The sequence below is a fragment of the Clostridium psychrophilum genome (genome assembly GCF_018861705.1).
Lineage (GTDB): Bacteria > Bacillota > Clostridia > Clostridiales > Clostridiaceae > Clostridium_AD > Clostridium_AD psychrophilum.
This window is the reverse complement of record NZ_JAHLEC010000051.1, coordinates 1-23,889: the sequence shown is the minus strand read 5'-3', so window position 1 is coordinate 23,889 and position 23,889 is coordinate 1. Positions and strand designations below refer to the sequence as shown.

19 protein-coding genes, 1 tRNA gene and 1 rRNA gene are annotated in these 23,889 nt (G+C 29.2%); 13 read left to right on the top strand and 8 right to left on the bottom strand.

Annotation, left to right across the window (positions count from 1 at the left end):
• Positions 1 to 2 precede the first annotated feature (2 nt).
• The 3 genes from rrf (at position 3) to KPL38_RS11580 (ending at position 1,604) form a co-directional block, all read left to right on the top strand.
• Positions 3 to 119 (top strand): 5S ribosomal RNA (gene rrf, locus KPL38_RS11590).
• Positions 120 to 125: 6 nt separating this feature from the next.
• Positions 126 to 201 (top strand) — tRNA-Lys (locus KPL38_RS11585).
• 254 nt (positions 202 to 455) lie between these two features.
• Positions 456 to 1,604 carry a mechanosensitive ion channel family protein gene (locus KPL38_RS11580; RefSeq protein ID WP_216289293.1) on the top strand — a complete coding sequence of 383 codons (1,149 nt, stop codon included), beginning with the start codon at positions 456 to 458 and terminating at the stop codon, positions 1,602 to 1,604.
• A gap of 229 nt (positions 1,605 to 1,833) precedes the next feature.
• On the opposite strand, the gene KPL38_RS11575 is transcribed toward KPL38_RS11580, so the two are convergent.
• Positions 1,834 to 3,099: an Nramp family divalent metal transporter gene (locus KPL38_RS11575; protein ID WP_376769033.1), complete on the bottom strand. Its 1,266-nt coding sequence runs from the start codon at positions 3,097 to 3,099 to the stop codon at positions 1,834 to 1,836.
• Positions 3,100 to 3,590: 491 nt separating this feature from the next.
• On the opposite strand from KPL38_RS11575, the gene KPL38_RS11570 reads away from it, so the two are divergent.
• The 4 genes from KPL38_RS11570 to KPL38_RS11555 all read left to right on the top strand — a co-directional run bounded on the left by KPL38_RS11570 (position 3,591) and on the right by KPL38_RS11555 (position 8,429).
• Positions 3,591 to 4,172 carry a TerD family protein gene (locus tag KPL38_RS11570; RefSeq protein WP_216289292.1) on the top strand — a complete coding sequence of 194 codons (582 nt, stop codon included), beginning with the start codon at positions 3,591 to 3,593 and terminating at the stop codon, positions 4,170 to 4,172.
• A gap of 80 nt (positions 4,173 to 4,252) precedes the next feature.
• Positions 4,253 to 4,831, top strand: a complete 579-nt coding sequence (locus tag KPL38_RS11565; RefSeq protein WP_216289291.1) for a TerD family protein — start codon at positions 4,253 to 4,255, stop codon at positions 4,829 to 4,831.
• Between the two features lie 68 nt (positions 4,832 to 4,899).
• On the top strand, positions 4,900 to 5,505 hold the full coding sequence (locus KPL38_RS11560; RefSeq protein WP_216289290.1) for a TerD family protein: 606 nt from the start codon (positions 4,900 to 4,902) through the stop codon (positions 5,503 to 5,505).
• Between the two features lie 140 nt (positions 5,506 to 5,645).
• The gene (locus KPL38_RS11555) at positions 5,646 to 8,429 is read left to right on the top strand and encodes a calcium-translocating P-type ATPase, PMCA-type (RefSeq protein WP_216289289.1); all 2,784 of its coding nucleotides are present in this window, start codon (positions 5,646 to 5,648) and stop codon (positions 8,427 to 8,429) included.
• 72 nt (positions 8,430 to 8,501) lie between these two features.
• On the opposite strand, the gene KPL38_RS11550 is transcribed toward KPL38_RS11555, so the two are convergent.
• From KPL38_RS11550 to KPL38_RS11535, 4 genes are all read right to left on the bottom strand, one after another.
• Complete coding sequence (locus tag KPL38_RS11550; protein ID WP_216289288.1) at positions 8,502 to 9,344, bottom strand: HAD hydrolase family protein; 843 nt, start codon at positions 9,342 to 9,344, stop codon at positions 8,502 to 8,504.
• Positions 9,345 to 9,368: 24 nt separating this feature from the next.
• Complete coding sequence (locus KPL38_RS11545) at positions 9,369 to 10,508, bottom strand: cysteine protease StiP family protein (protein WP_216289287.1); 1,140 nt, start codon at positions 10,506 to 10,508, stop codon at positions 9,369 to 9,371.
• A gap of 77 nt (positions 10,509 to 10,585) precedes the next feature.
• Entirely contained in the window at positions 10,586 to 11,899 is a 1,314-nt protein-coding gene (locus tag KPL38_RS11540) for a phosphoribosyltransferase family protein (protein WP_216289286.1), read from the bottom strand.
• Positions 11,844 to 12,932 (bottom strand): HpcH/HpaI aldolase/citrate lyase family protein, encoded by a 1,089-nt coding sequence (locus tag KPL38_RS11535; RefSeq protein WP_216289285.1) that lies wholly within the window; start codon positions 12,930 to 12,932, stop codon positions 11,844 to 11,846. The genes KPL38_RS11540 and KPL38_RS11535 overlap by 56 nt, the downstream gene beginning before the upstream one ends.
• A 298-nt stretch (positions 12,933 to 13,230) precedes the next feature.
• Here KPL38_RS11535 and KPL38_RS11530 point away from each other — a divergent pair, with 298 nt between their 5' ends.
• The 3 genes from KPL38_RS11530 to KPL38_RS11525 are packed head-to-tail and all read left to right on the top strand — an operon-like array spanning position 13,231 to position 14,657.
• Positions 13,231 to 13,890 (top strand): AIM24 family protein, encoded by a 660-nt coding sequence (locus KPL38_RS11530; RefSeq protein ID WP_216289284.1) that lies wholly within the window; start codon positions 13,231 to 13,233, stop codon positions 13,888 to 13,890.
• Between the two features lie 13 nt (positions 13,891 to 13,903).
• Complete coding sequence (locus tag KPL38_RS20075) at positions 13,904 to 14,029, top strand: hypothetical protein (RefSeq protein WP_281419353.1); 126 nt, start codon at positions 13,904 to 13,906, stop codon at positions 14,027 to 14,029.
• A 22-nt stretch (positions 14,030 to 14,051) separates the two neighbouring features.
• Positions 14,052 to 14,657, top strand: coding sequence for a TerD family protein (locus KPL38_RS11525; RefSeq protein ID WP_312884200.1), 606 nt, complete (start codon positions 14,052 to 14,054; stop codon positions 14,655 to 14,657).
• Positions 14,658 to 14,733: 76 nt separating this feature from the next.
• Here KPL38_RS11525 and KPL38_RS11520 read toward each other — a convergent pair whose 3' ends face one another.
• Positions 14,734 to 17,283 (bottom strand): YceG family protein, encoded by a 2,550-nt coding sequence (locus KPL38_RS11520; RefSeq protein WP_216289283.1) that lies wholly within the window; start codon positions 17,281 to 17,283, stop codon positions 14,734 to 14,736.
• A gap of 242 nt (positions 17,284 to 17,525) precedes the next feature.
• Between KPL38_RS11520 and KPL38_RS11515 the strand changes: the two genes are divergently transcribed.
• The 3 genes from KPL38_RS11515 to KPL38_RS11505 all read left to right on the top strand — a co-directional run bounded on the left by KPL38_RS11515 (position 17,526) and on the right by KPL38_RS11505 (position 19,455).
• Positions 17,526 to 17,837 carry a hypothetical protein gene (locus tag KPL38_RS11515; protein WP_216289282.1) on the top strand — a complete coding sequence of 104 codons (312 nt, stop codon included), beginning with the start codon at positions 17,526 to 17,528 and terminating at the stop codon, positions 17,835 to 17,837.
• Between the two features lie 152 nt (positions 17,838 to 17,989).
• Entirely contained in the window at positions 17,990 to 18,694 is a 705-nt protein-coding gene (locus KPL38_RS11510) for a glutaminyl-peptide cyclotransferase (protein ID WP_216289281.1), read from the top strand.
• A 296-nt stretch (positions 18,695 to 18,990) separates the two neighbouring features.
• Positions 18,991 to 19,455, top strand: coding sequence for a VanZ family protein (locus tag KPL38_RS11505; RefSeq protein WP_216289280.1), 465 nt, complete (start codon positions 18,991 to 18,993; stop codon positions 19,453 to 19,455).
• Positions 19,456 to 20,305: 850 nt separating this feature from the next.
• On the opposite strand, the gene KPL38_RS11500 is transcribed toward KPL38_RS11505, so the two are convergent.
• Together KPL38_RS11500 and KPL38_RS11495 are read right to left on the bottom strand one after the other, a co-directional pair.
• Entirely contained in the window at positions 20,306 to 21,523 is a 1,218-nt protein-coding gene (locus KPL38_RS11500; RefSeq protein ID WP_216289279.1) for an IS256 family transposase, read from the bottom strand.
• A gap of 216 nt (positions 21,524 to 21,739) precedes the next feature.
• On the bottom strand, positions 21,740 to 23,740 hold the full coding sequence (locus KPL38_RS11495; protein ID WP_216289278.1) for a methyl-accepting chemotaxis protein: 2,001 nt from the start codon (positions 23,738 to 23,740) through the stop codon (positions 21,740 to 21,742).
• Positions 23,741 to 23,889 lie beyond the last annotated feature (149 nt).

Genomic DNA, 23,889 nt, shown 5'->3' with positions numbered 1-23,889 from the left:
AATCTGGTGATTATGGCCTGAAGGTAACACCCGTTCCCATACCGAACACGAAGGTTAAGCTTCAATGCGCCGATGGTACTGCAGGGGTAACTTTGTGGAAGAGTAGGTTGTCGCCAGGTTAACATGGTTTACTAGCTCAGTTGGTAGAGCACATGACTTTTAATCATGGTGTCCGGAGTTCGATTCTCCGGTAAGCCACCAAAAAAGCACTTTATATAAAGTGCTTTTTTTGATTGCTAAATATATAAAGTTATAATTTTAACATTTAATAATGTGTAATTATAGCTTTATTTTTGTATAAAATAAAAGTCATTTTTTAGACCAACACGAAAGCAAAAATAATTATAAAAAGTAAGGATATTAGCAAAAATTTATTTATTCCTAAATAATACATTGAGAAAATTATATATATATATTAAAATAAATATATATACGAAGAAGGGGAGTGTGGTTTTTTGTTTCAATATATAGTAGATTTTTTTGCACAAGACAAAATACAAGTTGTTTTTAGTAATATGACTACCTACAAACTTAAATATATAGCAATAGCTATTGCAGTTTTTGCAGCTTTTGTATTGTTAAAAAAAATGTTTACAAAGTATGTATTTAAGATAATATTGAGACTTGTTAATAAAACAAAGTTTAATGTAGATACACAAATAGTAGCTGCATTTCAAAAACCTATAACGAATTTTTTCGAGGTATTAGGATTATACTTTGCTTTAAAAATTCTAATGATTGCAGTGACTCCAATTACTATATTAGATATAGATAAGATTTTTAGTTCGGCTATAATAATACTAATAACATGGGGATTATATAATTTAACAGGTGAATCTTCTCTGTTGTTTGAAAGAATGCATAAAGCATATGATATAAAAGTAGATAAAATATTATTCCCATTTATATCAAAAACATTAAAGTTAATATTACTATCATTATCAATTACTATAATAGCTGAAAAATGGGGATATAATATTCAAGGCTTTGTTACAGGCCTTGGATTAGGAGGTTTGGCATTTGCACTAGCGGCTAAAGACGCAGCAGCTAATATTATTGCTGGTATTTCTATAATAGTGGACAAACCTTTTACTATTGGAGATTGGATTAATAGCGATGTATTAGAGGGGAGTATAGAGAACATTTCATTTAGAACTACTAAAATAAGAACTATCGATGAAGCACTAATAATAGTTCCGAATTCAAAGTTAACCAATGAGGCAGTAACAAATTATAGTAGAAGAGGCAAACGAAGAATTAGTTTGAACTTAGAGCTGAATTATAGAACGCCTAGAGAGAAATTACAGAGTTGTGTGACAAGTATTAGAAATATGTTAGAAAACAATTCACAGGTTAACAAGGAAGGAATTCTTGTTAGATTTGATAAATTCAGTGCTTCTAGTTTAGACATTTTAATATGTTGTTTTGCAGATACACCAGATTTTGATGAATACTTCAAAGTAAAAGAAGATATTAATTTTGAAATAGTCGATATATTAAATCTAGAAGGGGTTTCAATGGCATTACAAAGTACAAGTGTATATGTAGAAAAGTTACCAAATAGTAATGTAGAAAAAGCTATAGAATTAAAAAAAGAAAAATAAATGAAGAACTATTAGTAAATATGGTTAATAAAAATAGAAATCAATATAAAATCTAAGAATCTTTAAGATTAAGTTAACTGCTAGAAAAATATTCATTGTATTTTAAATTTCTCAGAAGAATATAATAATAAATTTTATAAAAAAACAAAGGAATTGGACAAATTATTGTGCCAATTCCTTTGTTTATATTAGCCAAAGGCAAAACTAAAACTATTATATAAATATAAGGCTATAATATAAAGCTTAATAACAACATTAAGTTAAGTCCGGTTACTATAAGTGCAATAACCCAAAGAATAATTTTACTGATTGTACTGTTAGCATATTTGCCCATAACTTTTTTAGAAGATGTTAAATATATTTGTAAAAATATAGTTATAGGAAGTTGTATGCTCAAAAGCATCTGTGAGTAGATAAGTCCTTTAAAAGGATCGGATATAAAAAATATAACGATGGCTGCTCCAATTAAAGTAATTCCTATTCCCAATTTAGTATACTTATCATCAATGTTGTAGTCTTTGGCAAATATTCCGGCAAAAATACTACCGCCCGCCATGCCGGCAGTAACTGATGAGGAAATTCCGGCAAAGAGTAGAGCTAATGCGAAAACCACTGATGCAGTACTTCCAAGTAGAGGAGTAAGCATTTGTTGAGCTTGGCTAAGTTGAGTAACTTTAACTTTTTGTGTAAAGAAAGTAGTTGCTGCGATAAGTATCATAGCACTATTTATAGCCCAACCTACTATCATTGAGAAAAATGTATCCATAAATTCATATTTTAATTGTTTTTTTATTACGCTTTCATCTTCTAGATTCCATTGACGACTTTGTATTACTTGAGAATGTAAAAATAGATTATGAGGCATGACGACAGCACCTAGGACACTCATTATTATTGGTAGAGATCCTATAGGGAAAGAAGGCTTAATCCAACTTACCATAGCTTTACCCCATTCTACATGCACAAGGCTTAATTCGAATATAAAAGATATACCTATGAGTGATACAAAGCCAATAATCCATTTTTCTAACTTTTTATAAGAATTCGTGTATAGTATCCATAAAATAAAACATAAAACTAATATTGTTCCGAGCTTTAATGGTATGCCGAATAGCATATTTAAAGCTATTGCGCCACCAAGAAGTTCTGCAAGTGAAGTTGATATTGCAGCAATAACTGCAGAACCTAGTACTACATTATTCAGTTTTGGGTTTAGTATGGCGGTAGATGCTTCTGATAGGCAATTACCTGTAACAATCCCAAGATGGGCAGCATTATGCTGAAGTACAATTAGCATAATAGTAGAAAGGGTTACCATCCAAAGCAGTGTATAACCATAATCTCCACCTGCAGAAATATTTGCTGCCCAGTTTCCTGGGTCTATAAATCCAACAGTTACTAAAAGTCCTGGGCCTATATATTTTATAAAATCTAATGCCTTGCGTTTAGATTTATGATGTTTATTTAAATACTTTTTAATAAATGACAGATTCACTACAACACATCCATTCAATATTATTGTTACAGTATATATTATATGGTAGTTGCTATGCAAATCACCATATTATTAAAATAAATAAATATATTAGAAGAAATAATAATTAATTGAGGGCTTTATTTTGAATGTTAAACATTTGCAATAAATTTTGTTATTACGTAGTACAAGTATATAAATAGTTATATGTTCACTAAAAATATACAATTAAGTAAACTAGTTTTAGTCGCATAATCTAGCATTTATAAGGTAATGATGTTATACTTATAATAGATATTTTTACTTTATTAGAGTTTAATTATACTATGTAATTTAAACTAAGATAAAGTTTTTTTTTATAGATTTACATTTAAAATGTTTATTGCTTGATTTTTTGGAAATGATTTATAATATGTTTTTGTTTTTATATATAGAATATAATATTTGAGCACTAATAATACTTTATTTGATTTTAATATAGTTACATAAATGTTTTCGAGGAGGAGTGTATTATGGCAATTAGTTTAAAGAAAGGTCAAAAGGTAGACTTAACTAAAAGTAATCCAGGACTTATTAATGTTATTGTAGGGCTGGGGTGGGATACTAACAAATATGATGGGGGAGCTTCTTTTGATCTAGATGCAGCGGCTTTTTTAGTGGGATCAAATGGTAAAGTAACTTCTGATAGTGATTTTATATTTTATAATAACCCAAAGGACTCAGCAGGATCTGTAACACATTTAGGAGATAACAAAACTGGTGATGGTGATGGCGATGATGAACAAATTAGAATTGAATTAAGTAAAGTTCCAGCAAACATTGAAAAAGTAAATTTTACTGTAACTATTCATGATGCAATTGAAAGATGTCAAAATTTTGGACAAGTTTCCAATGCATTTATTAGAATTATAGATGAAAACAATAATGATGAATTAATAAGATATGATTTAAGTGAAGATTATAGTATTGAAACAGCAGTAGTCGTAGCTGAACTTTATCGCAATAAAGGAGAATGGAAGTTTAGTGCAATAGGAAGTGGATTTGAGGGTGGACTAACTGCACTTTGTAGTAATTTTGGTATAAGTGTAGATTAGCGAATTAAAGATTATGGTTGCAACATTGAAGATGATGATTAACAGCATAGAAACTTATGAATTAACTAGGAGGCAATATTATGACAATTAATTTAAGTAAAGGTCAAAAAATTGATTTAACCAAAAGTAATCCAAGTTTGAAGAAGGCAGTTATAGGTCTTGGGTGGGATACTAACAAATATTCAGGCGGAGGAGATTTTGATTTAGATGCTTCGGCTTTTTTAGTTGGAGCAAATGGGAAAACTAATAATGATTTAGATTTCATCTTTTATAATAATTTAGAACATTCTACAGGTGCGGTTATACATACTGGTGATAACAGGACTGGAGAAGGAGATGGAGATGATGAGCAAATAATTGTTGAATTCTCTAAAATACCAGCAGATATTGATAAAATAGCAATAACAGTAACTATAGATGATGCAATAGCTCGTGCTCAAAATTTTGGCCAAATTTCAAATGCATTTGTTAGAGTAGTAAATGAGGAAACTAATGAAGAAATTTTAAGATATGATTTATCAGAAGATTTTTCAATAGAAACTGCATTAGTTTTTTGTGAGATATATCGTAATAATGGCGAATGGAAATTTAGTGCAACAGGAAGTGGATTTCAAGGAGGATTAGCAGCTCTTTGTAAGAATTATGGTCTTGATGCATAGAGAGTTATACATACAAAATTAAATAGTGTACAAGAAGACGTACTAGATATTTAAAGGAGATGGATAAAATGGGAATAAATTTACAAAAGGGTCAAAGAGTTAATCTTACGAAGGATAATCCTGGTTTAAAGAAGACGATGGTGGGACTTGGATGGGATCCAGTTGAGCAATCACATAAGGGGTTACTTGGAGGATTATTTGCAACTAAACAAGCATCAATAGATTGTGATGCTTCAGTATTAATGCTTGATGAAAATGATAAACTTAAAGGAAAAGGAAATATGGTTTATTTCGGAAACCTAAAAAGCAAGTGTGGTAGTATTCAGCATATGGGAGACAATCTTACTGGCGACGGTGATGGTGATGATGAACAAATAATGGTTGACTTATCTGCAATACCTAAGAATATTGCTAAGTTGGTTTTTGTGGTTAACATCTATGCAGCAGTTCAACGTAAACAACATTTTGGTATGATACAAAACGCTTTTATACGCTTAGTTAATTTAACTGATAATAAAGAAATGCTCCGTTTTAATTTAACTGAAGAATATTCAGGTAAAACCGGATTATATGTTGCAGAGATATATCGTAATAGTGGTGAATGGAAATTTACAGCAGTAGGAGAAGCAGATACATCAAATGGACTAAATGAAATGGTAAAGAAATATCAATAGAATAATAGTTTTAAGTATATTATAAGATATCTATACATTTATAGGAAAAAACAAACTAGGGTGTAGAAAATGAGAATTTTATCATTTTCTACATTTTAAATTAATAGAATAATCATACAAATTACAGAAAGGTGGACTATATGAAATATTTTAAAGAACAGAGCTCAAAAGTACTAAACAGTCTTAAGGTTGATAGTAACAAAGGATTATCGAGTTCTGAGATTAAAGAAAGACTAGAAAAATATGGCGCTAATGAATTTACTATACAGGAAAAAGGATCAATATGGGATAGTATTAAGGAAGCAATTACTGAACCTATGATGATGATACTTTTAGTGGCGGCATTAATTAGTGCATTAGTAGGAGAATTTAGTGATGCTATTGGTATAGTATGTGCAGTAGCAATAGGAATTGGTATAGGAATTTTCACAGAAGGAAAATCACAGAAAGCTGCAGATGCGCTTTCAAAAATGACGGAAGATATAGAGGTAAAAGTACTACGTAATGGCAAAATTGTTCAAGTAAATAAGAGTGATCTAGTACCTGGGGATATAGTCTCAATTGAAACGGGGGACATGGTACCGGCAGATGGAAGACTTATAAGCACTTTAGATTTATTGGTTAGAGAGGACATGCTTACAGGAGAATCAGAGGATGTAAGTAAAGATGCACAATTGATTATAGATATGGAAAACATACAATCTAAAGATAAAATTATTGTTCAAGATCCAATTCCAGCAAAACAATTAAATATGATTTTTGGAGGGACGCTTATTGCGTCTGGTAGAGGTAGGTTTGTTGTGACTTCGACTGGTGATAGTTCTCAAATGGGAGAAATAGCTAAAAATCTTCAAAAAGGTGATTTAGCAACACCTCTTCAGGCAAAATTAGGAGATTTAGGTGGTAAGATTTCAAAGATATCAAGCGCCATTGCTGCGTTACTTTTTGTAATTATAATTGCTAAATTGTTAAGGGCTAATGCTATATCAACCGATACATCTAGTATAGTTGCATTTTTAGAATCAATTGGACCAATAAAGACTGCATTTGTTGTGTGCGTTGCTTTAATTGTTGCAGCAGTTCCAGAAGGTCTTCCAACAATGATAAATATGACACTTGCAATAACTATGCAGAAAATGGCTAACATTAATGCACTTGTCACTAAAAAGGAAGCATGCGAAACTATAGGATCAGTAAGTGTAATATGTTCAGATAAAACAGGTACACTTACTCAAAATAGAATGACAGTTAAAAAAGTTTATTTAAATGGTAAGTTTAAAGGCAGAAATGAATTAAGTGATAGGAATAATTATTTTATAGATAACTGTATTGTTAATTCAACTGCAGATATTGAAAAGAATGATGATGATGGTGATATCAAATATTTAGGAAGTGCAACAGAGTGTGCCCTCCTTTTATATAATGATGATTGTGACTATGTACAAGAAAGACAAGATGCTAATATAGCTCATCAAATTCCATTTAGTTCAAAGCGTAAGAGAATGAGTACAGTTGTAAATGAGGAAGAGGGTGCTACAGTATTAACAAAGGGAGCACCTGAAATCATTTTAAAATTGTGTAAATATGAGCATGTTAATTGCAATGAAATAGAATTAGATGAAGCTAGGCGTGTTGAGATACTAAGCGAAATTAAAAAACTTGAGACAAAATCAATGAGAGTTCTTGGGTTTGCATACAGAAATATAAGTGAAGAAGTAGCTATGGCATCGGAGCAAGGTACTCTTGAAAATGACCTAGTATTTACAGGATTCGTAGGAATAAGAGATCCATTAAGACTTGATGTTAAGGAAGCCGTTGAAACTGCGAGTAAAGCAGGAGTTTCTACGAAAATGCTTACAGGTGACAACATTAATACGGCTATTGCTATTGGAAAAGAACTAGGATTACTTAATGGTAAATATAGGGCGGTAGAGGCTACTTATATAGATACATTAACAGATGACGAATTAAAAGATGAAATATCTACTATATCAATAGTTGCACGTTCAAAACCCGATACAAAAATGAGAATAGTTGAAGCTCTTCAAAAAAATGGTGAAGTAGTGGCAGTAACGGGAGATGGAATAAATGATGCACCAGCACTTACTAAAGCAGATGTTGGTATTGCAATGGGTATAGCTGGTACTGAGGTTAGTAAAAATGCAGCAGACATAATTTTAACAGATGATAGTTTTGGAACTATTGTAAAGGGAATTAAGTGGGGAAGAGGTATTTACGAGAACTTCCAAAGATTTATTCAATTTCAGATAACTGTAAATATAATTGCATTTTTAACAGCAATTTTATCTGTAATATTTGATTTCCAAATGCCGTTTACTACAATACAACTGTTGTGGGTAAACATTATAATGGATGGTCCACCTGCACTATCACTAGGACTTGAACCAGTAAGAAATGCAGTTTTAAATAGAAAACCAACCAATAGAAATGCCAGCATTATAACTAAACAAATGTTAAAGAGTATGTTAGCAAATTCTATATATATAACAGCTCTTCTTATGGCTCAAATGAAATTTGATATATTAGGAACTGGTTTCCCAAAAGATGGTGTAACAGGGCCAAACGAAATGCAGACAGTATTATTCGCATTATTTGCTTTTAGCGCATTATTTAATGCTTTTAATTGTAGAGAGTTTGGAACGGATAGCATATTTCCTAACATTACAAAGAACACTATATTCTTAAAGATAATATCAATTACTGCGGTAGTACAAATAATTATAACTGAAGTATTTTCAAAATTCTTTAATGCAGTGTCCTTAAGTGTTACTATGTGGTTAAAGGTAATTGTAGTATCTTTATTTGTAATAGTAGTAAATGAGGTTGTAAAACTTATCATAAAACCTTTTATAAAAAAAAATAAAAAAATAGAATCAGAATCAGACGAAAAAATGGTAGCTTAATAACTTATAGGTTCTGGTAGATTTAATAAATTCACACTGTTGATTGTAATCAGCAGTGTGAATTTTTTTATATTAAATAATGTTTTTTATTTCGTGATATTTTTGATGAACTTTACTTAATATCTCTTCACCTGCAAATATACCAGTTTCTTTTGTAACATAAATAGTGTCTTGGAGTTTTTTATCTCTAAGTGTTTGTAATAATTCACCATGAGATGGTACTATTCCATAATTGGAATGCTTAATCATAGGATAGTCGAGAAGAGAATCACCAGCTGCAATGAAAATATTAATGTTCTCTATTTTCATTATATAATTTATAGGATCATATTTATTTATACAATTAGGTACTATATAAACTTTTTTCCCTTGTCTTGAAACATTGTATTTATATCTGTTACAGAATGAACGTAATAAATTAAAATAATTTAAATCTATTGTGCCATCTAATATTGAACTATTTAATTTTACCTCATCAATTATAGAATATATAAACAAATTTTCACAAGTTTTATATGATAAGACAAAATCCTTTTCTAAAAAGAAACTACATAATTTTATCATATCTTGGATACTTATAACCTTATTAATTTTATTATTACTTATATCAGACCAAGCCTTGAGTTCTATGCCATTCTTAAGTATAATACCACCATTTGCTACAACTGCATATTTAGGTTTTATTACGTCATAAAAGTAGGACATCCTTTTGTATTGTTTTATAGATCTTGTAGTAACGGGAATAAAAAGCATAGATTCATTTATATGATTTAGTGTATCCTGTATGGATTTAGTAATAAAACTACACATATTATTGTTATAGGAATCCACTGGAATAAGGTTTTTCTCATTAATTAGGGTGCAGTGTGTTGATGAGTATATAAGTGTACTATCAAGGTCGGAGGCAAATATCATAAAAACACATCCTTTATAAAATGGTTACATATCTTCTTTTTCTTTAGCTTTTATAATGCCACAGCAAGAATAACACATATCAGTATATATTTCTACAGGGATATCTTTTTCCTTAGCTAAAGTTAGAATATGTTTTAAATTTGGATTTTTAAATGAATCAACGAGTATTTTCCAAGGTATTCGTCTTAAAAGTACTCGCGTGGTTTCTCCAACTCCTGGTTTTATGAGATTAATATTATTGATGTTAAATTTGTGTTTAATGCTTTCAATGTCGCGAAGTCCTTTGCAGTTTAAGGTATTATCATTAAATTCAATGTCCACTGCGATTTCTCTAGTATCTACGTCATTTGATAAATCTCCCACATGATTTTTATCAATGTTACTAAAGCATTCACATATTTGGTCTATATAGAAATTTGAAACATCTACAGGTAGCAACTCTTTATAATATTTTGTACCATGGAAATCCTTACTAGATATATATTTATCATTAAGAACAGTTCTACTTACAAGTCCTGAAACTGTAGAATTGAGGCAGGCACTTGGTATTAAGAAATCTTCTCGTGTTCCATAAATATGTGTACAATAAGCAGGATCAGATAATACAGCTAAGTTTGGGTCTAAAGTTATATTAAATTCATCAAGATATTCTTTGCAAGCTTTTATTAATGTATGCTGAATAACACCTTTGCCTGTCCAACCATCAATAAATTGAATTGTTAAGGAGGGGTGGTTCTTTAATATATAATTAATAGCATTTTTATCTATGCCTTTATCCCGTATTATAGAAATGCTGTAATGAGGAAGTAATATATTATACTTGAACTGTATATATTTTTTAATCAAAATGCCAATAGGGGTACCAGCCCTTGCAAGCGAAACTAGAATGATATTCTTACCACGTGCTTTAATAATTTTATCGCTTAAGATGGCTACAAGAGTTGCTATTTTATCTTTTGATTGTTGGAGGGTATTATAGAAAATATCCATGTATTCTTTTGAGGGAGTATATTCTATTGGTAACATTTCTGAATAATGAATACCACTTTGAATAGCATTCTCTCTAAATTCATTATCTTGTTCTACTATAAGGTTTGATATATCCTTAAGAAGAAATGTAACATCATCTTTAGGATAGCTGCCTGAGAAAACATATTCATTCATTTATTTACACACCCTTTTTATAATATTAGTAAAATTATTATAGATATTTTAAAAGGAGATTAAAGGAGATTAATGTATTAGCCCTTCCAGCATACGAATATAATAGATTTTACATGAAAGTAAGAAAAAATTTTGTTAAGTTCCTCTTTTTTTTCTTTTAATAATGGTTTTTCAGAGAATAGATATACTTGATTATAGAAATTATCAGGTATATTGTAAAGGTAATTAGTTATAGTGTCATCCTCTGGATTTTGAAAGGAAACTTTATTCCTATTTCCATAGAATTGTATATCCCTTGAATGAACAGGACTTCTTGTGGTAGATTGAAAATAAATATTTGTACCAAGTTTTGAGCTTATACTACAAGGTAAATATATAAATTCACCAGTTCCTAGGCAAAGACAATTCCCAGAAGTTCTTTCTTTTTTTAATGTTTTTGATATAGAATTTATTGATTTCTCAATTCTAACATTATCTTGTGAGTCAATTCCAAATCTTCCAGTGGACTTGTTATACCCATCAATGCTATCCTCTATTGGGAAGACAAACTCTTTGCAGGGGATAGAACTAGTGGAAAGTGGGGCTATAATTATATTATCACTAATAATATCTTTTGATTTAGTACATTTAATATCTCCTTTTAACAAAGAACATACCTTAACATCTATGCTAGTCTCATCTTTAAACATTTTAAGATTATCAGCATTTCGCCAGTCTAAAATAGATAGAATTCCAAAACATTTTCCTGGAAGACATCTTATTAAATTTAGCGCAGATTTACCTGTAGTAAGCTCATCATCTATTAAAACGATATCATCAAATTTGTTAAAAAAATTTTTCTCATAAGGAAAGAGTAAATGCTCAACAGCATGAGAATGTTCTTCTTTAAAAAATAAAGCAGGTTTTATAGAAGTTATTTTCTCACGAGTAGTATGTATATAGGTTGCATTTGTAAAGTTTTGAAATATAGATTGAGCAAGTCCAGTTGCAGTTTCAGCAAATCCTATAAAAAGAGTTTTATTTTTTAATTTAATGGGTGAACCTAAAATATTGTGTAAGTTATTTATGTTAGAAGATGCATTTAAAGTAATAAGTGTGTTAACTAGTTCAGTAGTAGAATAGTTTTGAGAAAGCTCTCTTTCATTAATCCAGACTCGAGCGAGTATTCCTCCAATGATTTTTAATGCATCTGGATGCATTGGTATATGTTTACCTATAACTTTGCTTACAAATAAAAAGTCTCTTTTTTTGTTTTCTCTAGCGGACATTGTAAAAAGTGATGATGCTGGGATTCTACATTTATTCTCTTTTATATTAAGTGATATTTGTAGGCTATTATCTATATTGTAATGAATTGGTCCTTTGTAATAATCCTTCGTAAGATTCTCCATCTTCATATACCCCCATTATTTTAGCTTTTGACAATATTTCTTTAGCCCATTTTTCATGAGGTTTTATCTCATTCATTTTATTAGAGTAATTACTTTTTATTACGCCATCAAGTGATGAATTAATAATAGTGTTAGCATCTGTGTAATCTTCTTTAGAAACAACCATAAGTGAATTAACGATATTTACTTGTGTTGGATGTATAACTGTTTTGCCAGTTAAACCATTGCTTTTATCTAGAAAAATTTCTTTTATTAGAGCATTATTATGAATAGCTAATATTTTGCTATAATATTCATAAACCACTCCAGAGATAACATAACTATCACGTTTAAAGATATTTATTATATCACTAATACAGTCCCTTATTACAGTTAGATCGTATACCGTGAAGTTAATGCTACGACGAAGACTATATAATCCAGAAAAATCTGTCCCACCTATTCTAATGTTTAGAACGTATTCCTTATAATTATCTATAATATGTTTTATTCTAATAAGTTCATTTATTCGAGTTTCTTTATGAATAATACTTGGAGTTTCAAGGATTGGCATTCCATATAAGGCCCTTTTGTTAGATATATTGTAATCTTTTAGAATAGAAAAGTACTTTTCTCCATTTAAAGAATCAAATTTAGGAAAAATAAAACCACATAGGCCCACTAGTTTAGATTTAGTGAGTAATTTTTGAAGCTGATTAATGTTACGGACTCTAATAAAAAGAAGAGGTAACGTATCGATAAAAGAAGCATCAGCTATTAAAAGACGATTTATTTTAATAAATAAATTAATGATGTTATTTTCAGCTTGTATAACTTGGTTTGAGGAAACAGCATCTTCTATGCAAAGAGCAATTGTATTAGCACCAATTTTTTTATTGAAGAGTATGTCTTCTAGTAAATGTTCCCGCGAGCCAGGCATATATAGACATGCACCCAAAGCATAAGATAAATCTTCTTTTGAAGAAAATAGTCCATAGGTAGAAGGACTCTTAAAGAAAAGATCTTTTAAATTACTATTATCAAAATATCGCATAATTGTCCCCCATTTAGTAAAGTTAATTGATCAGTAAGTCTAAGATAACAACTGATACTGATCGCAATACACAATTATAACATAGATCTATATACAATTGCATATTACACACAGTAATTACTAAATATTGAATATTTATTGTAGATTCGCAGGAGATGACTTAATATATCATTTATAAAATTAGTAACAATATTATGATATACTATGTACATAGAATTTTGAAACGCAAAATAAAAAGGTGTTATTCAATATATAATTTAATGTTTAGTAAATTGAAATGAGAATGGGGTAAACAGGTATGTTTAACTTTAAAAATCATCAAGAGCTTACTTGTATTGCAGAAGGAGAAGGATATTTTTTTGTAAAAGTAGGTGCTATGGTCGCATATAAGGGTAGTTTTACTCAAGAAAAAATACTATTGGATACTAACAATACAAAAAGTGTATTTAAATCCGTTATGAATCTAGCTGTCAGAAAGCTTACGGGAGAGAATGTGCCTATTATGAAGGCAAATGGAAATGGGAGCTATTATATGGCAAACAAAGCGCAACATATTAGTATAATCTCATTACAAGCGGGTCAGAGCATAGGGGTCGAAGGAGAAAATTTGCTCGCGTTTACGCAGAAATGTAAATATGGAGTTAGGTTTATGGGCTCAGGTGTAATATCTCAAAAGGGCATGTTTACATCAAATCTAACAGCCACAGCTGTTAATGCAGAGGTAGCTATAACTACGAATGGAAATCCAATTATTCTAGAGTCACCTTGCACTGTAGATCCTGATGCAGTAGTATGTTGGACAGGCCCAGATCCTCATTTTAAAACTGATGTAAATTGGAAGACTTTCCTTGGACAGACTTCTGGTGAATCCTATATGTTAGAATTTAATTCTCAGGGTGAAACTGTAATTATTCAGCCAAGTGAGAGAGCTTCAGGACTTAAGGTCGCAATAGATTAGGGGGTAGGTATTTATGTCTATAATTATAAAAAATAGTTATAATAAAATATCATCCGAGAGAAAACAATACGGAAAATTAATTGTTGAAACTAGTATTAGACCAGACAACAATTCAACAATACAAGCAAAATACAAATGAACAATTAAACGCAAATAGAAATGTGACTAAAACGAATCTTGTGGATGTCACGAAGAGCATTAAACTTCGTAAGGGTCAAAAATTGAGCTTAAATCAGAATTGTAAAAACATATCTAAATTGTTATTAACACTAGATTATAAAACTATTTTAAATGGTAATAATGAATTTGATATAGATGCATCAATATTTATGGTAGATATAAATGATAAAACAGCAGAGAAAGATTTTATATTTTATGAAAATGCGAAGAGTACTTGTGGTGGGGTATCTATTAAAGAAGATCATAATACATATCTTAAAGAAGCGTATGATGAATGCATACAATTAGATTTAAATTTAATACCACCTAGAATACAAAAATTAGCATTCACGGCGACTATATATGAAGCAAATGAAAGGCATCAAAATTTTGCCCAATTATCAGAGGGATATTTTAGAATTATAGCGGCTGACACTAAACAGGAAATTTTAAGTTATAATTTCAATGAAAATTTGTCTAAGGAGACAGCTATAGTCGTTGCAGAATTATATAGATATAAAAATGAGTGGAAAATTAATTGCATAGGAAGTGGATTTAGTGGTGGACTAGAGGCAATGTGTAATAACTATGGAATAGAAACAATTTAAATGTATTCATAGGACAATTAAATATAGAAACAAATAGAGGAGTTATTAATGTAGCCCCTTTATTTGTTTCTATATACTATCTATGATTAAAAACATTAGATAAAAAATGTTTAACTTTTGAGTCGCTATATTTTTTCTCATCATTTAAATTAGGTAATGGTAAATTAAAATCAACATTTTCTAATCTATGAGTGTCGTAAAACTTCGTATGAATTTTTTCTTCTATGTTATTATAGCCGGTTGGAGTTAAAATGGTAATGTCAAATCCAAATAAATTTAAAAAACACAAAATAATGGAATCTTCATCACTAAAAGTATTTTCGTTATTATCATAAATAACAATCTTTGGTATTTTAGAAGGATAATCATACTGCTGAATTAGCTGTAGTATATTCTTGTCTATATCTAATATAGTCATTAAAATTTTTAATTTGAATTCTTTGTCTATAGTTTTCATTAACATATCAGATTGCATCAAATAATTTATCTTTTCCAACATAATATGTTGAAGGGAAGTTTTTAAATGAGAAAATTTATAACAGTTATGATTAATTAGCTTTTGTTTATCAACTAAACCATTATTATCAAGTACAAAGGCTAAGGAGTATAAATCAGTTTTGCTATAAGTAACATTGGTAAATGGAATTTTATTCATAAATAATGTATTATCTGATGATTTTAAACAAGAAACATCTTTCCAATATAAATTCAAATCGCTGTGAACACCGCTTATTTTTGCAAATAAGTTAGGCATATGTACAGTTTCATTCTCTACTTTGAATCCTGTACGTAAACTAGAAGGTTCATTCCATAAACTTTTTAGCTCATAATAGGTAGTTTTTAGTGTAATAGGAATGGTTTTGTATTCTTCAAATTGCCAAGGTTTATAAAATCCATCGTCATCGGTATAAAGAGCAGTAGACAATTCTCTTGATGCTTTTAGGGCAATAGTTTCTTGCCTTACAAGCAATTCTTCTTTTGGAAATTCTTTTAATGGAGCTTTAAATGGAAGTTCAAAGCTTTTAGAAAATATTTCGCTAGAGGTTGTAAGGTCTAAAACCATATCAATTTGGGAATTTATATATACAATATCACAACCTAATCTTGATAAAAAAATTAAAAATAAAAGTTCATGCTTTTTTATATCACCATAATATAAAACTTTAGGATTAAACATTTCAATAGATGAAATATCTTGAAAGTCAAAGTTTTTCATAAGGTTTGGAACAAAGTCATAAATCCAAGAAAGTAATTTTAAAGTGAAATTTCTAACTTTAGATAGATTCAAATTATTTTCTTCTTTGCAGTATATATCTAATATATAACTAAAGCTATTTGCCATAGAACAATTTAATGTATGGTTGATCGTAGGGAATATTTTGTGTTCCATAAGTAATGTAGCGAGCTTACTAGTTAAAGAAACATCAAAAGGATCAATATATTGCCATATATTTAGGGTGCTTGTAATTAACTTAGAGTTAGAAATCATAGGGATAGAGCCTGTAAATCTTAAATATAAACTATCTAAGAGATTAAACTTTTTGTCTAATCTAAATAAATCATTATAATAATTATTTTCACTTTGATTTATACCTATATATCTATAAAAATATATAGGTATAAAGGGAATGGAGCCACCTGTAAACCCAATTCTCTTATTGACAGGAATGAGCACATCATCAAATATATTTATGCTGTTTTTAAGCATAGTGTTTATACAGTCTTTATAGAACAAAGATGGAGTTGATATATCATCCTTTATATTATTAGTTTTGTTTGGGATAATATTTTTTTTAACTTCATCGGTACTAATTTTAGTATTAACTTTATCTTCTCTATTAACTGTTTCATAATTATTAGCTATTTCAAAATTAAGTGGCAATAAAGGTTTTGATTTAGGTAATGTTATAAGTCTTGAATATTTATTAGCTAAATCGATTTTCAAGAAATCCATATCAGATTGTGAATTTATATATAATACATCACATCCTAATTTAGATAAAAATATTAAAAAATATATTTCATGATTCTTTATTTCACCATAAAAAAGCACTTTAGGGTTAATAATATCTTTTTCATTGTTTAAATTGTAATTTGTGTTATTAAATAATTTCGGAACGTATTTGCTAACCCAGCCTAAAAGTTTAACAGCAAAATTTTTAATTACGGTTTCAGAAGCATTATGTTTATTTTCCAAATAAAGAGTTATGGTTTTATCTAAGGCATTTTCTATATAATCATTAAAGAAGCTATTATTAAGATTTGGAAGTAGTCCATTTGTTCTAAGAGCATTAATTAAAGAATTTCTTTTAATTAGATTAGAACTAAGAAGAGCATCCCAAGGTATTTTTGTTATGCTGGTGGATAAAATATTAATCGGTATGCCTGAGCTGAAGCTTAGGTATAAGTCTCCTAGTGAAGCAAGTTCATCATTCAATTTGTGTAGACTATCATAATAAGTCCCTTCATTTTCCAACATGCCAATATATCTATAAAAATAAATAGGTATTTTAGGTGATTTCGATCTAATAAATCCCTGCCGTTTATTTATGGGAACAAATATATTCTTAAAAAAATTATCTGATTGTAGAATAGATGCATTTATTTGTTTTTTAGTATTAACCAAAGTTTAACCCCCAATCTTTGTCTACATCTATAGTTTGCTATGATATAGGTGTGAAAATACAATATTATCTATATAAAAGTTTTAACATAAAACGTTACATTACTTATTAAAAAATAATTTCATATAACTAGTTTATCATTTAATGTATAAAAACACTATAAAACTCTAAGTCTATTAATAGTAATATATAGGAAAAGCAAACAAAGATTATTAATACATTAAAATAGAGAGGGAGTTATAATTTGAAAATAAATGAATCATTAGTATGCCCCAAATGCAAAAGCAAAAACTTTGAAATAAAACATGAAGCTACTTATCTTTATACATATAAGATAGATACATCAAACGCAAATATAGATGATGAAGAATTAGAGAACCTTCCGTTCCTATTTGACAATAGAGAGCAGACTTGCTTCAAAGAATTTATAGAATGTAATCAATGTGGTACTAAATATCCTTGCTGTATTAATATAGATAATCAAACAGTAGACCTTACTATAATGAAAAAGGCAATACGATCAGACAAGGTACAAACTCCTGAATTATTAGGATAAGAATTAAGTATAAGTATGAAAATTAGAATAATTAAGCACTAGATTTAATAAGATGCAGTATTATTATGAACTATTTTATGGTGCCATTAACAAGATCCTTGTAATATACATATAATAATTATAAATATGTATTCTATAGGGAAGTGAGAGTTATGATATATTTCAATAGTATACCAAGATACTCCTATGATATTATAAACACTTATCCACACGATGCTAGTGCTTTTACGCAAGGAATTTTATATGAATCTAATTTATTGTATGAAAGTACTGGTGGATTCTACAAATCAACTTTACGTAAAACAAATTTAAAAACAAGCGAAACTTTACAATTATACAAATTGGAAGATAAGTATTTTGGCGAGGGAATTACACTTTATGATAATAAGATTTTTCAGTTAACCAGGGAGTCTAATATCGGTTTCGTTTATGATAAAGATAGTCTTAAAATAATTAATAAGTTTTACTATAATACAAAAGGTTGTGGAATCACTCACAATCATGAGTACTTAATTATGAGTGATGGTACAGATGAAATATATTTTTTAAATCCTATAAACTTTAAAAAAATGTATAGTATTAAAGTCCATGATGGATTTAGATCTGTCAGAAGGTTAAATGAATTGCAGTTTATTCAAGGAGAAATTTATGCAAATGTATGGAAAAGTGATAAAATAGCTAGAATTTGTCCTTATAGTGGTGAGGTAATTGCATGGATAGACTTTAAAGGATTATTAAAATCTAAAGAATATGAAGGCACTGGGATGCTTAATGGTATAGCATATGATAAAGTTAATAATCACATTTTTGTAACAGGGAAGCTATGGCCTAAAATATTTGAAATAAAATTAATTTAGATTTATTTATGAGGAAAATTAGTAAATTTAGATATCAATAAAATATTTATGTTGAAGAGGAATATTAAGAGAACACTTTAGATAATTAAGTAGAGTGTTTTCTTAATGTTCCTCTATATTTTATGTATATATCCAGATCAGAAGCAATTTAAATAACTTAGGCCATATGGTGTATCATATCTAGAGTTACTTATTATCAGTTTATATCTAAGAAGATGCATTGACAAGTATAGTGAAGTAAACCATAATCAAAGTATTATTGTAAAAATCTATGAAATAGTTGAGGGAGTGTATTTATGAAAAAAAAACATATAGATTGGGTTTTGGTTATGGGGTGGATGGTATTAATATTTATTTTCTCTAGTCAAGTTGCGAAAGTGTCAAATGAAAATAACAAATTTGTTATATATGTATTTAATTTGTTTGGGTTAGATTTAAATAGTATGTTTGGAACATTAAGCAACTTCATAGTTAGAAAGGCAGGTCATTTCACTGAATATTTTATTTTGTATATTCTATTATATAGAGCTATAAGAAAAAAGAAAAATATAGATATTAAAGTTTGTAGTGTAGCTATAGTTATTTTATTTTTATATGCTTGTTCAGATGAGTTTCATCAAGCGTTTGTTCCAGGAAGAGGACCTGCATTTAGGGATGTTTTGATAGATACGTGTGCAGGGTTTATATCATTTTTAATTATTTACATTCGTGGGGCATTAAAAAAAAGTGATAATTATTCTAATAAAGTTTTTACAAAATAAGAATAAGGTATTGACCCAAAGGAAAATTGCATTATTTTGTTTTAACAGTAAACAATGTTTTATAATGGAAGACAAGTGCATTATTAATTATTGTGTTACAAAATAACACCAAAAGTAAAAAATAATATAGAATAGAATTAATGGATGATTGAAAATAGAAAAAAGTTAATGTTATTAACATAGTTATCAACATTAGTAACATTAAGTTAGAAACAAATGTGGATAACTTTCGTTTAACATAGTTATAATCATTAAAATTTTTTTAGTGATTTCTAAAATGTCACTATAAAATAAAAGCATTATAAGCTTAATTAAATTTAATAGTTTCATTAGACTATCTATATTAGATAAATATAGTAGAGTTAGAATGAATGAATGTAATTGAATAAATGTGTGACAAAAAAAGGTTGTTAAAATAGATGATTATTTTAATATTGAAATATCTAATTTTATTATTAATAAATCTAGGCATATGAGCATATATAAAATAAAATAACACTATGACTTACAATAAAAGTGTAAGTTATAGTGTTATTTTTATGGCTGAAGAGGGTGTAAATTATTTTGTGTATTCTCTTTCTATAGGCAAAATAATTGAGTTATGTAATTTTAATAAGACGTTGATTTAGTTTGATAAATGATGTCACCTTATCATTGCATTTAAGTATATTATTTACATTTTTGCTTTCTAATATACTAGGTAAATAATTGTTTTATCGAGTAATAAGATGCAGCTGATGTTACAATTGATGATTTGTATAGGAACGGGCAGCCTTCGGGTGGCCCGTTTAAATCGTTATGCAGAAAACTATAATTATAATTCTTAGGGGGTTGGGGCGGAGTCCCTAAACTATGCCCCTCCATTTAAGACTTCACTAAATAGTATATTAAGTTGACTAATAACAAGATCCCAATTAGCGTATACTCTATTCCACTTCTTACTCACCTTTTCGGTGGCCAAATATAACATTTTCATAAGGCTTTCATTATTTGGAAATATAAGTTTCGTCTTAGTGACTTTCCTAAATTGACTATTTAGACTTTCAATAGCATTTGTAGTATATATAATTCTACGAATATAATCTGGAAATTCAAAGAATGTTATAAGATTATCCCAATTATCTTCCCAACTTTTTATTGCATTTGGATATTTGTCACTCCATTTTTCTTTTGCAGAAATTAAATTTTTATATGCATCATCCTCGTTTATTGCACCATAGACAGTTTTTAAATCCTTTGCAAATGACTTTCTATCTTTAAATGGTATATATTTCATACTCGATCTTAATTGGTGAATTATACAACGTTGTATCTTTGCAAAAGGATATACAGCGCTTATAGCCTCCTTAAACCCATTTAACCCGTCTACACAGAATACTAATACATTCTGTAAACCTCTGTTTTTAAGGTCATTAAGCACTGAAAGCCAAAACTTACTACTTTCATTTGCTCCAATCCATATGCCAAGCACCTCTTTTTCACCATCCATATTTACACCCAATACAACATAGGCTGCTTTAATTGCAATGTGTTTGTCGTCACGTACTTTGAAATGTATTGCATCCATAAAAACAAATGAGTATGTTTTTTCGAGAGGTCTGTTTTGCCATTCTGTAACTAAAGGAAGTATCCTGTTTGTTATATTTGATACCATTTCGGCAGAAATATCAACATCATATAGATTTTTAATTTGTTCTGATATGTCTCTTGTAGTCATTCCCGTTGCATAAAGAGCTGTTATTTTATCTTCGATACCATTGATATTTCTTTGATATTTAGGCAGTATTTTAGGCTCAAATTCACCCTTCCTATCTCTTGGTATATTGAGATCTATTGCTCCAAGTTCAGATTTTACAGTCTTTTTAGAGTAACCATTTCTACTGTTTGACGTTTGTTTTTCCGATATATCATACTTGTCATATCCGAGTTCCGAATCCATTTCTGCCTCTAGTGTTTCCTGAAGAACGTCTCTAAACATATTCTTCATAGCTATTAAAACCTCATCTGGACTTGTGAACTTCTGCTCATTAATATAATCCCTTAAAATTTCTTTTGAAATGTTAGACATAAAAATACTCCTCCTTACAATCTTTGATAATCACTTATCTCAATTATTGCCAAGAAAGAGTACATTTTATTCCGTTTACACAAAATTATTTACAGGCCCTGGCTGAAAAACACAAGAACATTGATTAATATTACTTTTAATCCACATAAGTTATAATTCTTCTGTTATATAAAGAATACTTAATTTGCATAGAATAAATATTGTGTATAATGGATTCTAATTAATTTTAAATTCTCTTATTTCTCTTTCAAGCTGTTCTGCTAACAGTTGAAGTTTAATTGAGTGTTTTGTGAACTCTTCCATAGTCGCTGTGATTTCCTCTGTTGAAGCGGTTACTTGTTGCGAAGATGAGGCTGTTTGTTCTGAAATAGAAGAAATATTCTCAATCTCTGATACTATAGATTGTTTTTTTTCATTTATATCAATGATTGATAGTTTTACTTCATCAACTTTAGTAATCATTACTTCTATTGAGTTTAATATTTCACTAAATATATTTTTGGTTTGATTTACCGCTAAGTCCTGTTCATTTACTATGGTTTTAGTGGATTTAATAGCACTTACTGCTGCATCTGATTTCTTCTGTATACTTGATATAATTTTCTTTATCTCTTCTGTTGAACTTTTTGATTGTTCAGAAAGTTTTCTTATTTCTCCAGCAACTACTGCAAATCCCTTACCAGATTCACCTGCACGTGCAGATTCTATACTTGCATTTAATGATAAAAGATTAGTTTGAGTTGTAATGTTTACTAATGTTTCGGAGATGGAATCTATTTGCTTAGTGCTTTCGTTCATATCTTGAACTATATGCTCAACCTCTTTAGTGGACAATTTAGTTTTATTTGATTTTTCTATTAAAGTATCTATCATGGATAGTCCTTTAGAACCTAAATTTTTAGTATCACTTGAGATCTTATACATTTCATTGGAGTTAACGCTAACTTTATCTAATCTGTTTAATAAATCATTCATTGCTAAAGCACCATCTTGAGCATTTTGAGCTTGCTCAGTTGCACCTATGGAAACTTGTTCTATAGTACTTGATACTTCAGTTATAGATGAGGTTACCTCGTCAGACATATTTGCAAGAGTGGTTGAGGTTTCTGATACTGTTTTAGATGAAATTGTAACGCGGTTCATGATACCTGACATATTTTTCATCATTGAGTTAAATGACGTAGCCAAATCTTTGAATTCATCTTTCGTTGAAGCTGTGATAGATACAGTTAAGTCTCCATTTGAAGCTTTAGCAAATACCTCTTTTAATTTTCGAATATTATAGTCTATTCCCTTACTTAATATTAATGACATTATTACTGAAATTAAACCCATAATTAACATTATTAAGAAGGTGGAATGTAATATAGAATTTGTATCACTGGACAGTTCACTTTCATTTAATGTAGAAATCAATTTCCAACCTGTAACTTTATTTGTTGCATATACTCCAAACTTTTTATCACCATTATAATTATACTGAATAAATCCTTTGTTTCCTGATTTAGCTTTATTCCAAATTAACAATTTAGAAGCAGCATTAGTACCAATAAGGCTTTTTTGTGGGTGAGATACAATATTACCATTGATATCAGAGATAAATACATATCCTGTAGTTCCTACTTTCTTTGTCGACATTCGTTGTACAAGTGTGGTAAGTTTACAGTCTATTCCTACAACACCGATAACTTGTCCATTTTTCTCTACTGTTTTTGCAATTCCAACAACGGTGTTTCCAGTTCCAACATCTTTATATGGCAACGTTATTATAATTTGGCCCTTATGCTCTAAGGCTTGTGTGTACCAAGATCTTGAAGTTGCATTATATCCAGAAGGCATTGTTGTGGAAGGATACATTGAAAACTTGCCAGAAGACGTTCCATAATATGTATCAAGAATATCTTTGTTACTTTCTTTTACACTTTTCAACATACCAGGTACATAATTATAATTATCACCAGTATTCACATTTATGAAGTCATAATTGTTTGATGTCATTGAAACCATGTTAGAAAGTCCATTTATGTAATCAGACAACCCATCATTTATTTCTGAAAGTGTTTGTGTACTTGTTACTGTTAATTTTTTACTAAGAATTAGTTTTGACTGAGAGTAAGAACCATAACCTGATATAATTAATGGGATAACACAAATAGATATTAAGCTAATAATTAATTTGGTACGAATATTATTAAATTTGATTTTTCTTATGTTCATATTAATTTTAATTTCCCCCTTTTAAATTTATATAATATTTAGTTAATTGCATAACCTTGTAGTCAAGTGACTTCAAGGCTTTACAATCATATATTTACAGGAATTCCCCCACCTTTTGTCGAATTTATATTCATCACAACTAAATTCAC

What these genes read in the sequence shown, in the direction of transcription:
- KPL38_RS11570 (WP_216289292.1), top strand. Translation starts at nt 3,591, where the DNA reads ATGGCAATTAGTTTAAAGAAAGGTCAAAAGGTAGACTTAACTAAAAGT.
- KPL38_RS11565 (WP_216289291.1), top strand. Translation starts at nt 4,253, where the DNA reads ATGACAATTAATTTAAGTAAAGGTCAAAAAATTGATTTAACCAAAAGT.
- KPL38_RS11560 (WP_216289290.1), top strand. Translation starts at nt 4,900, where the DNA reads ATGGGAATAAATTTACAAAAGGGTCAAAGAGTTAATCTTACGAAGGAT.
- KPL38_RS11555 (WP_216289289.1), top strand. Translation starts at nt 5,646, where the DNA reads ATGAAATATTTTAAAGAACAGAGCTCAAAAGTACTAAACAGTCTTAAG.
- KPL38_RS11550 (WP_216289288.1), bottom strand. Translation starts at nt 9,344, where the DNA reads ATGATATTTGCCTCCGACCTTGATAGTACACTTATATACTCATCAACA.
- KPL38_RS11545 (WP_216289287.1), bottom strand. Translation starts at nt 10,508, where the DNA reads ATGAATGAATATGTTTTCTCAGGCAGCTATCCTAAAGATGATGTTACA.
- KPL38_RS11540 (WP_216289286.1), bottom strand. Translation starts at nt 11,899, where the DNA reads ATGGAGAATCTTACGAAGGATTATTACAAAGGACCAATTCATTACAAT.
- KPL38_RS11535 (WP_216289285.1), bottom strand. Translation starts at nt 12,932, where the DNA reads ATGCGATATTTTGATAATAGTAATTTAAAAGATCTTTTCTTTAAGAGT.
- KPL38_RS11530 (WP_216289284.1), top strand. Translation starts at nt 13,231, where the DNA reads ATGTTTAACTTTAAAAATCATCAAGAGCTTACTTGTATTGCAGAAGGA.
- KPL38_RS20075 (WP_281419353.1), top strand. Translation starts at nt 13,904, where the DNA reads ATGTCTATAATTATAAAAAATAGTTATAATAAAATATCATCCGAGAGA.
- KPL38_RS11510 (WP_216289281.1), top strand. Translation starts at nt 17,990, where the DNA reads ATGATATATTTCAATAGTATACCAAGATACTCCTATGATATTATAAAC.
- KPL38_RS11505 (WP_216289280.1), top strand. Translation starts at nt 18,991, where the DNA reads ATGAAAAAAAAACATATAGATTGGGTTTTGGTTATGGGGTGGATGGTA.
- KPL38_RS11500 (WP_216289279.1), bottom strand. Translation starts at nt 21,523, where the DNA reads ATGTCTAACATTTCAAAAGAAATTTTAAGGGATTATATTAATGAGCAG.
- KPL38_RS11495 (WP_216289278.1), bottom strand. Translation starts at nt 23,740, where the DNA reads ATGAACATAAGAAAAATCAAATTTAATAATATTCGTACCAAATTAATT.